The sequence below is a fragment of the Flavobacterium sp. N2038 genome (genome assembly GCF_025947185.1).
Classification (GTDB): Bacteria; Bacteroidota; Bacteroidia; order Flavobacteriales; family Flavobacteriaceae; genus Flavobacterium.
In genome coordinates this window covers 4,661,633-4,673,854 of sequence record NZ_CP110001.1, presented here as the reverse complement: position 1 = coordinate 4,673,854, position 12,222 = coordinate 4,661,633, and the positions used below count along the sequence as shown (strand labels likewise).

The 12,222-nt window shown below is 35.7% G+C and carries 9 protein-coding genes and 2 pseudogenes; all 11 read right to left on the bottom strand.

Annotation, left to right across the window (positions count from 1 at the left end; translation table 11 throughout):
- Positions 1–651 precede the first annotated feature (651 nt).
- The 11 genes and pseudogenes from OLM51_RS20405 to OLM51_RS20350 all read right to left on the bottom strand — a co-directional run bounded on the left by OLM51_RS20405 (position 652) and on the right by OLM51_RS20350 (position 12,209).
- Positions 652–846 carry a hypothetical protein gene (locus OLM51_RS20405; protein ID WP_264552397.1) on the bottom strand — a complete coding sequence of 65 codons (195 nt, stop codon included), beginning with the start codon at positions 844–846 and terminating at the stop codon, positions 652–654.
- A 5-nt stretch (positions 847–851) separates the two neighbouring features.
- Complete coding sequence (locus tag OLM51_RS20400; RefSeq protein WP_264552396.1) at positions 852–1,352, bottom strand: alpha/beta hydrolase; 501 nt, start codon at positions 1,350–1,352, stop codon at positions 852–854.
- Positions 1,353–1,375: 23 nt separating this feature from the next.
- Entirely contained in the window at positions 1,376–2,419 is a 1,044-nt protein-coding gene (locus tag OLM51_RS20395) for an LLM class flavin-dependent oxidoreductase (protein ID WP_264550702.1), read from the bottom strand.
- 52 nt (positions 2,420–2,471) lie between these two features.
- Positions 2,472–2,780, bottom strand: coding sequence for a hypothetical protein (locus OLM51_RS20390; protein ID WP_264552395.1), 309 nt, complete (start codon positions 2,778–2,780; stop codon positions 2,472–2,474).
- 539 nt (positions 2,781–3,319) lie between these two features.
- Entirely contained in the window at positions 3,320–3,793 is a 474-nt protein-coding gene (locus tag OLM51_RS20385; protein ID WP_264552394.1) for a TolC family protein, read from the bottom strand.
- Positions 3,778–4,284, bottom strand: a complete 507-nt coding sequence (locus OLM51_RS20380) for a TolC family protein (RefSeq protein WP_264554310.1) — start codon at positions 4,282–4,284, stop codon at positions 3,778–3,780. The genes OLM51_RS20385 and OLM51_RS20380 overlap by 16 nt, the downstream gene beginning before the upstream one ends.
- Before the next feature lie 84 nt (positions 4,285–4,368).
- Positions 4,369–4,641 carry a hypothetical protein gene (locus OLM51_RS20375; RefSeq protein ID WP_264552393.1) on the bottom strand — a complete coding sequence of 91 codons (273 nt, stop codon included), beginning with the start codon at positions 4,639–4,641 and terminating at the stop codon, positions 4,369–4,371.
- Positions 4,642–4,861: 220 nt separating this feature from the next.
- Positions 4,862–8,034: pseudogene (locus tag OLM51_RS20370) on the bottom strand (efflux RND transporter permease subunit).
- A pseudogene (locus OLM51_RS20365) lies at positions 8,034–9,250 on the bottom strand (efflux RND transporter periplasmic adaptor subunit). The pseudogenes OLM51_RS20370 and OLM51_RS20365 overlap by 1 nt, the downstream one beginning before the upstream one ends.
- 242 nt (positions 9,251–9,492) lie before the next feature.
- Positions 9,493–9,981 (bottom strand): TetR/AcrR family transcriptional regulator, encoded by a 489-nt coding sequence (locus OLM51_RS20355; protein WP_264552391.1) that lies wholly within the window; start codon positions 9,979–9,981, stop codon positions 9,493–9,495.
- 803 nt (positions 9,982–10,784) lie between these two features.
- A complete protein-coding gene (locus OLM51_RS20350) occupies positions 10,785–12,209 on the bottom strand; it encodes a M1 family aminopeptidase/hydrolase (RefSeq protein WP_264552390.1) in 1,425 nt (474 codons plus the stop codon).
- Positions 12,210–12,222: the final 13 nt, after the last annotated feature.

Genomic DNA, 12,222 nt, shown 5'->3' with positions numbered 1-12,222 from the left:
TTCAATTCTGCTTTTTCAGAATTATTATCATTGCCTGCATATACATATTTCCTTGAGAAGAATATTCGTTTTACATCAACTAAAAAAACATACTTTTCCTTTTTGTATGTGTAAGGTGTCCGGTATTAATTTTTCAGGTTTTATTTTCTATTGTTACTGCTTTTCCTGAACTGCTGTGGTTTTAGCTTTAGATGCGGGCTTTTTTTTGCCTTTTTTTTGAGAGTATCCCTGAAATGATAGCGAGAGAATAAGAAGGAAGATTGGTAAGTTTTTCATTTTTAACAAGTTACGTGGTTTTTATTTGCAATTTCTTACAAATATAATTATTTCGGATGTTAAAAAATAATGATTTTCTTATAATTTAATCAATATTGATGATAGTGAGAGTTTTGTCTTTTATGAAATTTGCATGATAAATACTTTTCGTCTTTACATTTTATCGAAAATCAAAAAACGCCATGAAACCCAATGGCTTCAAAGCGTTTTCATCTCAAAAAACAGTAATTATCGATAGGTTTTAGAGCAGACAACCAATCTTTCAGGATAATTTTTGCTTGATTTATTTGCTCAAATTTTTGCCCAAACATATTTGTACCTTTTATATTCCAAGCATGGTTTCCTGATGGGAAAAGATGTAAAGAAGCCGGAATTTTATTTTCCTGAAGTGCCCTGTAATACAAAATACTGTTGATAGGATATCAAGGTATCATCATCAGAACAAAGGATTAAAGTTTGTGGAGTATGATTGCCGGTTAATAAATCGGGAGAGTATTTTTTAAGTTCTTCAGCAGAAGGGTTTGTGCCTAAAAGATTTTCCTTTGATAATTCATGCGTGTAATTTTGCATCGATATTAGGGATAAAATAGTAAGTTAAATGCCGGATGTAAATAGGAATGTTTTTGCTCTATCTTGCTATTTGCAAACAATGCAGCCAGATGTCCGCCTGCAGAGAAACCACAGACACCAATATCATTTTTGTCAATGTTAAATTTTGCTGCATTTTGATGAAGATATTCGAATGTTTCTTTTAGATCATCCAATGGTATGTTTTTGTTTTGATTAGGTAACCTGTATTTGAGTACAATTCCGGCAATACCAAGTGAACATAACCATTCTGCAAAGTCATATCCTTGCGAATTAATAGCCAAACCTGCATATGCACCGCCTGGGCAAATTACAACAGCTTTTCTTGTATTGATATCTGATGCTGGGAGATAAACATATATTTCTGCGGTGTGCACATTTGTAATTTCTAATGGGGATAACGGATCGTATACTTCTTCACCTGTTAATCCATTTTCTGAAGGAGCATTACCATTCCATAGCTTATAATGTATTTTTGAAATTTTCATTTTAATGTTTGAGTTTATTTTTATTAATGATTCTGTGTTGTTATAGCTTTACGTACTGCGGGAGCTACAATTTCTCCAAACAATTCAATACTTTTCATGATATGTTTATGCGAAGGAGCACCAACATCTAAATGAAGTATAAAACGTGTGATGCCATAAAGTTCTCTGGCATACAATATTTTATCTGTAATTTCTGAAGGATCACCTACAAACATTGCACCTGCAGGAGAGGTACCAAAATCGTACTGAAATTTTTGAAAATGATTTCTGCCCCGGCTGTCAGCAATTCGATTCATTTGTGAAGCATAGTGATTAAAGTAGTATTCCTTTATTTTTTTACTGTCATTTCCAATAATACCATGCGAAAACATTCCTATTTTGTATTTGTCCTGATCGTAATTGCATGCATTATAGATTGATTTGTATAATTTGTACAGCGGGGCAAAACTTGTAAGAGGGGTACCGGCAATTACAGCCATTATAAGTGGTATCCCATCTTGTGCAGCATTCATTACTGAATTTTGAGACCCCCCGGATGCAACCCATATATCTAAAGGTTTTTCTGCGCGTGGAAATATTTGTTGCGCCTCTAAAGCAGGACGGAATTTCCCTTTCCAGGTAATCAATTCTTCTTGATTAAGTTTAAAAAGAAGATCCAGTTTTTCAATAAAAAGTTCGTTATAATCTTGTAAATTATGACCAAAAAGCGGAAATGATTCTACAAAACTTCCTCTTCCGGCCATAAGTTCTGCTCTACCATCAGATAATGCCTGAAGTAAGGTAAAATCCTGAAAAAGTTTAACAGGATCTGAAGAACTTAGTACACTCACTGCACTTGTTAATTTGATTTTTTTCGTAATTGATGCAGCAAAAGCTAATGCAATTTCAGGACTGGAAACCGCATATTCTTCGCGATGATGTTCTCCTATTCCCAGAATGTCCAAACCAACTTCATCTGCCAGAATTATTTCTTCTTTGAGTTCCTTTAATCGAGATTCAGCTGATTGTATAGTTTTGTTTTCTAAATTGATGTGCATGTCTCCAAAGAGACTAATTCCTAATTCCATAAATGTTTAAATTATATTCAGAACGATCGTTCCTGAAAAAATGAAAAAAATATTATTTATTGTTAAGCCCGAAAATGGGTAAATAATCATAAGACAGATAAGTTTCCGTTTCAAAAGCTCCCCATGCTCTTGTTTCAATAACAAGATTTAGATCGCGAAGTTTATCTGTTTCGCATTCGAGTGTAATAAAATGGCCTTTGCCAACAAGCACTTGCCAATTAATTATCTTGTTTCCCTGAGAAGGAAAATGTCCCCAGAACTGATTTTCTTCTAGTATTGTTTTAATTTGATTGAGATTTTTCTCTTGTCGATGTTTGAGTAAATAAGTAATTCTGACAAGGGAATGATTTGAATTTTGCATAATAATATATTTATAACGGAACGATCGTTCCGTAATTTAAAACGAATTTACCACTTTTTGTTTATTTACATATACTATAAAAGTTAAAAAAATCTCAAAATAAGGAAATGTTGTGGCTGGTAGCCTGCAACAATCTAAAGCAGAACTTTTATCTTTGAAATTGAAGTTATGGACCATTTGTATAATGATAATCTTCGGTTTTGCTCAGCACGATATAGAATGCAGAATAAAAAAAATCGCATAAATCCATGTTTTAGCAAATCAAATCAGTATCATCCGCGTACGATGATAAGTGTAAGGCGAAAAACATATTTAAAAGTTTTTTCACGCTCCCGATAGCTATCGGGATAAAAAGATTTAAGCAGATATGCGCAGATAATTTTTTGTCCCTTTTTTAAAATTAAATCTTCTAAAATCTGCATGAAACAAAATAGTTCGACTTAGTGCCTTTGTGGCAAATCAAACTAAAAAACGCCATGAAACCCAAAGGTCTCACAGCGTTTTCATCTCAAAAAATAAATAATTAACGGGTACGGGTATTATCTCCAGCCACCGCCAAGAGCGCGATACAACTCGGTGTTGGCTGTTAATTGTTGTCTTTTGATATCTGCAAGTTCAAGTTCACTTTGCAATAAATTTGCCTGTGCGGTTAAAACTTCAAGATATTCTGCCATTCCATTTTTGAAAAGCAAATTGGCATTTTTAATTGCTTGTTGCAGTGTTTTTACTTTTTCCTGTAGAAAATATTCCTGTTGTTGTAATTTCTCAGTCACTACCAAAGCATCAGAAACCTCGCTTACAGCAATTAAAACTGACTGTCTGAAATTTAAAACTGCTTTTTCTCTTTCGGCAACAGCGATATTATATTGTGTTCTTACTTTTTTATTGTTCAGTAAAGGTTGTGTTAAGCCTCCTGCTACGGTACCAAAAAGAGAAGCAGGAATATTAAACCACGTACTGGTTTCAAAAGAGTTCACGCCACCTTGTGCCGTAATTCTCAATGCCGGATACAAATCGCTTTTGTGATTCCGACATTTGCATTGGCAATCTTTAATTCAAGTTCGGCACTTTTAACATCGGGTCTTCGGCTTACTAATGAAGACGGAATTCCTATTGTATTATCGTTTCTAATTGCGATTGCGTTTAAAAGTGTTGTTCTTTGTTTTGCAGTCGGGAAAGAACCAGTCAAAACGCTTAATGCATTTTCCTGAATGGCAATGTTTTGTTCCAACAACGGAATCAATTGCGCAGAGTTTAATTTCTGCGCTTCAGATTGCTGAATTGCCAATGAAGTTGCTTGTCCGGCGTCATATTTCAGTTTGATAATATTTGTTGTACTATCATTTAGCTGAAGGTTTTGTTTGGCGATATCCAATTGGGCATCCAGCATCAAAAGATTGTAGTATCCTCTTGAAACGTTGGCTACGATATTGGTTTGTAAAGCCTTTTTAACTTCGGCAGACTGAAGATATTCTGCGTAAGCGCCTTTTTTCTGATTTTTGATTTTCCCCCAAATATCAGCTTCCCATGAAAGTGTTGCTCCGGCTGAATAATCATCAATGTGTTTTGACCCAAGCCTGATTTAGATTCATTCCCGTAAAACTATTGTCTGACGGATTACTGCTGCTTGCATTAACAAATAGATTAACCTGTGGTACATTTCCCCATTTAGACTGAGTAAATCTGTACTGTGCAATTTCGATATTTTGGCAGCAATCTGTAAATCATTATTGCGGGCAATGGCACTGTCTATTAACTGTACAACATCTTTTTCGGTAGTAATAATTTTTCCATTCCAGATCGCCAATACTGGTTGTGTCTTTTGAAACAGCTGCATTCCTGAAATTTTCAGGAAATGCATCTTTTGGTGTTTCAATATCCTTTGATACCTTACAGGATATTAAGGTCGTGATCAAAATGGCGATCATCACGATTTTGGTTATATAATTTTTCATTGTCTTTTTATTAGATTTCTGTACAAGTATCTTTTCTGTTTTCAAGATCTTTCGAGATTCTGTATGATATATAGGCGATACCGAATATTACGGCTACCAAAACTGTCGTTATATAGTTTTCCATTTTTATTTTTCTTCGTTATGAATTACGGCAACTGGTTTTCCAGAAACTCGTTCTTGTAAATGCTGGAAGATGATGAATAAAACAGGAATGATAAACAATCCTAGAATTACTCCTGAAATCATACCTCCGGCGGCACCAATACTTATAGAGTGGTTACCTTGAGCAGATGGTCCTTTGGCACTCATCATGGGTACTAAACCAACAATAAAGGCAAGTGACGTCATGATAATTGGTCGTAAACGTAATTTTGCAGCATCGATTGAAGCTCTGATTAACGCTTGTCCCGATTTTCTTTTCTGCACGGCAAATTCGACGATCAGGATGGCATTTTTGGCAAGAAGTCCAATCAGCATGACCAGGGCAACTTGCACATAAATATTGTTTTCAATACCAGTTAAACCAATAGCTACGAATACTCCAAAAATACCTGCAGGGATTGATAAGATCACCGCCAAAGGAAGGATATAACTCTCATACTGTGCAGCAAGTAGGAAATAAACGAATATCAAACACAGTAAGAAAATTGTAGCCGATTGCCCTCCGGAAGAAATCTCCTCACGGGTTTGGCCCGAGAATTCAAACCCGTAACCTGCAGGTAATTGTTGTGCTGCTACTTCTTCAATTGCTTTAATGGCATCTCCGGAACTAAATCCTGGTTTCGGAATTGCATTAATAGAAATTGAGTTAAATAAATTATATCGTGAAGCGGTTTCAGAACCATAAATACGAGTTAGCTTAACTAAAGTATTTATGGGCACCATTTCGCCAGTTTTTTTTTTACAAATACACGATCAATTGCTGTTGGATCTGCTCTGTCGGCAATATCAGCCTGAACAACCACACGGTAATATTTACCAAATCGGTTAAAGTCTGATGCCTGTGCACTACCAAAATACGCCTGCATGGTTTGTAAAATGTCTTTTACATTTACGCCTAACTGATTGGCTTTTTCGTCATTGATATCCAATTGTAATTGAGGATAATCGGCTTTGAAACTTGTAAAGGCAACCGCAATTTCCGGACGTTTCATTAATTCGCCAATGAAATTTTGAGATATACCACTAAACTTATCCAGTTTTCCTCCAGTTTTATCTTGTAAAACTAAATCTAAAGCCTCAACATTACTAAATCCGGGTACAGTTGGGAAACTGAAGACGAAGAAACTTCCGCCCGAAATAGTTCCCAGTTTACCACGAACCTGATTCATGATTTCGTCAATATTTTTAATATCGCCGCGTTCTTCGTTTGGTTTAAGCAATACGAAAACAACTGCAGATGATGGACTAGTAGAATTGGTCAATAAGTTAAAACCTGAAATAGCGGTTACAAATCGTGAAGCATCTAATGCTTTTAAAGTATTCTCTGCTTCAGTCATTACTTTTTGAGTTCCGTCTAATGATGTTCCGGATGGGGTGTTAACTGCGATAGCAATAAATCCCTGATCTTCTGTTGGAATAAATCCTGCAGGAGTTGTTTTAACCATTACAATAGTTGCAACTGTAATTAATGCTAACCCTCCTAAACTCAACCATTTTCTTCTGATTAAGAATTTCAATCCGCCAACATAACGATTGGTTAGCGATTCAAAACTGCTGTTAAAAGCGGTAAAGAATTTTTCTTTAAATCCTTTTTTCTCATGCGATCCATTTGTGCCGTGTGCTCCGTGATTATCTTTTAAGAATAATGCTGCAAGTGCCGGACTCAATGTTAAGGCATTAACGGCCGAAATTACAATTGCAATGGCCATCGTAAAGGCAAACTGACGATAGAAAACTCCTGTTGAGCCTTCCATAAAACCAACCGGCAGGAATACAGCAGCCATTACCAGCGTAATCGAGATAATAGCACCCGTGATTTCGTGCATTGCTTCATGTGTGGCGATTTTTGGAGACAAGCGTTTGTGTTCCATTTTCGCATGCACCGCTTCGACTACCACAATGGCATCATCGACCACAATACCAATCGCCAGAATTAATGCGAAAAGCGTTAAAAGGTTGATCGAAAATCCGAATAACTGCATGAAGAAGAACGTTCCTAAAATTGCTACAGGTACAGCAATAGCCGGGATTAATGTTGATCTAAAATCTTGCAGGAAGATAAATACCACAATAAATACCAATATAAAAGCTTCTAGTAAAGTATGCTCAACTTGTTCGATCGATTGATCCAGAGAAACTTTTGTACTATAGAAAATATTGTGTTTTATTCCTTTAGGGAAATCTTTAGAAGCCTTTTCCATCATTTTATTGATGGCAATCTGAATATCATTAGAATTTGAACCTGCTAACTGAATAACCCCAATTACAACTCCTTTTTTACCATTTAAACGGGTTAAACTGTTATAAGAATAGGCACCAAGCTCCACTCTCGCAACATCTTTAAGACGAAGGACAGAACCATCAGGATAGAACGTATAGCAATATTTTGATAATCTTCTGGTTTGGTAAGTTTACCTTTGTATTTAATTACGTACTCAAAAACCTCTTTACTTCTTTCTCCAAATTTACCTGGAGCAGCTTCCAGGCTTTTGTCCTGAATGGCCGCCATAACTTCATTTGGAGTTACCTTGTAAGTAGACATTTGTGTTGGATTTAACCAAACACGCATAGAGTAATCTTTTACACCACCAAAAATACTGGCAGAACCCACACCCGGAATACGTTTAAGCTCGGGAATAATATTATTTGAGCATAATTGGCAACAAAAGTCTGATCGTATTTTGATTCATCATCAGTATACATACCAATAGCCATGATGAAACTATTTTGTTGTTTAGCTGTAATAATACCTTGTTGCACAACCTCTGCCGGAAGCTGGCTTGTAGCCTGAGCAACCCTGTTTTGTACGTTTACTGCAGCCTGATCAGCATTTGTTCCTAATTTAAAGAAAACAGTAATAGCCAAACTACCATCGTTACTTGCTGTAGAACTCATGTAAGTCATGTTTTCTACACCATTTATAGATTCTTCGATAGAAGGTGCAACAGAACGTAAAACCGTTTCTGCATTTGCCCCCGGATATACTGCCGTTACAAAACCGATGGTGGCGCAATATCAGGAAACTGTTGTAAAGGCAGTTTAGTTAAACCAAGTACACCCAGGATCACCAATAAAATGGAGATTACAGTTGCCAGTACTGGTCTTTGTATAAATAATTTTGAACATTTTTGTAGAATTATTTTTTATTAGTTACTTCGGCAACGCTGGCTGATTTTTGAGGCTGGATTGCTTGTCCGTCCTGAAGTTTATCAATACCGCTTAATACGATTTGGTCACCTGTTTTTACACCTTCTTTTATTAAATAATTGGTACCGCTTTTACCCACAACTGTAATAGGCATTTTGGTTACTTTGTTGTCTTTACCTACCGTGAAAACAAATACTTTATCCTGCATTTCGACTGTAGCAGCCTGCGGAACTAAAATGGCATCATCGTGTTGTAATCCTAAACGAATTTTTCCTGTGTTTCCAGAACGCAATGTCCCGTTTGCGTTAGGAAAAGTGGCTCTAATCGTGATAGCTCCGGTTGTTTTATCAAACTGTCCGTCTACCATATCGATTTTTCCGGTTTGCGGATAAGCATTGTTATCAGCAAGAATTAAAGTTACTGGAGGTAATTTTTTGATTTTATCGCCAAGAGAACTTCCGGCGTATTGCGCTTTAAAGTTGATGAAATCAGTTTCGCCCAAAGAGAAATAAGCAAATACTTCATGAACATCTGATAAAGTTGTTAAAGCCTCAACATCAGAAGCAGAAACCAGACTTCCTTGTTTTTTAGGCAATCTTCCTATGTACCCGCTTACAGGAGCTGTAACATTTGTATATCCTAAATTAATTTTGGCAGAACCTACCATTGCTTTTGCTTGCTCAATATTGGCAGCAGCAATTTTTTGAGAAGCTTTAGCTGTTTTTAACTGATAATCAGAAACTACTTTGTTTTGAACTAAAGGAGTTAATTTATCAACTTCTAACTGTGCGTTGATTAAAGCAGCTTCGGCAGCATGAAGATTAGCCAAAGCATTATTTAACTGCTCGCGAAACGGACGTTCGTTTATTTTAAACAATGTTTGTCCTTTGCTTACATAAGCACCTTCGTCTACATAAACTCTTTCAAGATTTCCGCTTACTTGCGGACGAATTCTACGTCTACAGTTCCTTGTATTGCAGCAGGATATTCAGCGTCTGTGGTGGTGTTTGCACTTGTTATTGCCAACACTGGTAAAACCGGTGGAGCAGGAGCAGCAGGCGCCTGATTTTTATCGGCACAGCTGCTTAATACTAATGCCAGAATAAAACTGGTTATAATTACATTTTTCATTTTCATTATGGTTTTAATTGGTTGAACATTCTCTCGGGTTAAATTTTGTGGTATTCTGGAATTCTCGGGATTCATATTTAATTAAATTAAATTATCTAACATTGTTAAGTCAAAGTGCGTAATTTTCCATTTAATAAGCCCTTTAAGATTTTATCTCAAAATCGGTATTAAATTATTTATCACTGTTAAGTAAGAGAGTAAAAAACTCGATATTACTTGATTAAATTTTCTAACAGTGTTAAGTTAAGGTTATAAAAAAAGGATTTTATATTACCCATTAAATTGTTTTACACTGTTAAGTAAAATTTGAAAAAAAACTATTGTATTGATTTGATGATACCGCCAATGGCATCTTTCAAAATTTGATTGTTAATTGTTTCTAATATATCACTTTTGTTAATGATATTAATAGCGATTAAACCGTGAATTACAGAAAAGAACGTAAAATATTTCTGCTTGACGACTTCTTCAGTTGGATTACTGTTTTTCATGATTTCTGCAATAACAGCAACGAATAATCTGTAAGGCGCTTCCGAAGCAGAACATCGCTGAGAACAACAGCTCATTTGAACACCAAACATTACCTGATACATTTCGGTATCGGTAAAAGCAAAATCCCAATACGCCATCCACATGGCTTCTAATTGATCTTCCGGTTTTTCAAATTTGGCTCTTGCTTTCTCTAATTCTTTTGTCAGTTTAATGAAACCCTTTCCGGTTAATTCCTGTAGAATGGCATCTTTATTAGAGAAATATTCATAAATAATAGGGGCAGTATATTCGATTCTGTCGGCAATTTTACGCATACTCAAACCATTCCAGCCGTCTTCTTTACGATATCATAAGCAGCGCCAGAATATTATTTCTTGTCTCTTCTTTTTGTCTTAAAATTCGATCTTTACTAGCCATTTTATTCGAGTATTAAATTGTTTAACACTGTTAGGCAAATGTATGGCGTTTTTTCGAATTATAAAATATTTTTGCCATAATATTTTCTATCGTACAATAAGCGCTTTAAAAATGTTTTGCGAAGCCTTTATTTTATTGAAGTTTTAATTGGAATAATTTTTTAAGGAGCAAGAAAATTTCGGTTTTTCAAGAACATTTGTCCTGCTCTTCACTATATCTTTTATGCCGAACCCCGGCATAAAAGGATACCGTTTCGATCAGGCTAAGAGAGATGGTGTATTTTTTCATTAGATTTTCCATCTAGTTTGTCATGTCATTTCGAGAAACGAGAAATCTTCGTAAGTAGCTCGACAAAGATTATCGATTTAAAATTGCGGAGTTTCTTGTGAAGATTTCTCGTTTCTCGAAATGACAAACAGAACACAAAAAGCGCACATTTTTGTCAGGCTAAGCAAAGTCGAAGCCTCCATTGATAATGGACAATCCTTATTTACGGATATTTTTCTGGATTTTGTGAAGTATGAAAAACAGCATTTAAATTACTTTATCAAGAGCTTCCATTTCTTTTACTGTAATATCTTGCTGGAAGATGATCTATAAAATGTTGTTTTTCTGTAGTGTTGTGATTTTTGTTATCCTTGTACGCCAGTTTCTCTCCAGCTTTTTTGGATTTTATCAATGGCATCAAAATCTGCGGAACTTACCGAGTTATATTTGATGGGATTCCCGGTTTGTAAATCCAGTCTTCTAATTTGATTTTATCAGCTAAAACTTTGTCGTCTTTAATAAGGTTTTCATTGATGTATTTAACAAAGTCTTCTGTTGTAATTGATTTGAAGGCGTGCGAATCGAAATAGTTTTTGATAAACGAATCAAATTTCTCGCGTCCTACGGCATTTTCGATAACTCTTAAAAAGGCATATCCTTTTACATAAGGTATCATACTGATTCCGTCGTCAGGATTTCTTCCGGTAAGACTTACTTTTAGTCTGGTGTCCGGATTTGTATCTCCATATTCGGCTACGTTATCAAGTAATTCTTTACGAGTGATAACATTTTGCATTTCGAATTCTTTTTCGCCGAAGATTTCTTCGCCAATTCTGTGTTCAACGTAAGTTGTAAAGCCTTCGTTTAACCAAATATCATCCCAGGTTGCATTGGTAACTAAGTTTCCGCTCCAGCTATGTCCTAATTCATGTGCCAGTAAACTTGTTAAAGAGCGATCTCCTGCAATTACACCAGGAGTTAAAAAAGTTAGGTTTGGATTTTCCATTCCGCCATAAGGGAAACTCGGTGGAAGAACTAATACATCGTAACGTCCCCAACGGTATGGGCCGTATAATTTTTCGGCTGCCACAACCATTTTTCCAAGTTCTGCAAATTCCCAAGCCGATTTTTTTAGCATTGAAGGTTCTGCATAAACTCCGGTTCTGTTATCGATAGATTGAAATTCAATATCTCCAACTGCAATTGCCATTAAATAAGACGGAATTGCTTTGTCTTGTTTAAAAGTATAAACTCCGGTATCATTTTTTTTCTGTGGATTTACTGCGCTCATTACTGCCAATAAATCTTTAGGAACGGTAACTTTTGCGTTATAAGTAAAACGAATTCCCGGTGAATCCTGACAAGGAATCCAGGTACGTGACCAGATACTTTCTCCCTGAGAAAAAACAAAAGGTTTCTTTTTATCTGCAGTTTGAGCTGGTGTGAGCCATTGTAATGCAATAGCATCTTTTGTTGTACTGTAGTAAATGTTTACTTTAGTTGTAGTTGGTTCAATGGTAACGTGAAGTGGTTTTCCATGAAATTCAACATCTTTTCCAAGTTCAAATTTTGTTTCTTTTTCGTCGTCGCCTAAAGTTACTTTTGTAATGTTTAGTGTGTTTTCGTCGAAAATAATTTCATTTCCTTTGCTAACATTGTCAATTGTCCACGATGCTTTTCCTGAAATTGTCTGTGTATCAAAATCAACTTTAATATCAAGATCAAGGTGTTTAACTACAGCAAGTTCTGGTTTAGAATAGCTGTGTTCATCTACAATGCTGGTTGGTTTTTCTGTTTGCTCTTTTTTCTGGCAGGCAATAGCAGTCAGAAATAAAGTAACAAGAATTAATTTCTTCATTTTGTGTGGTTTT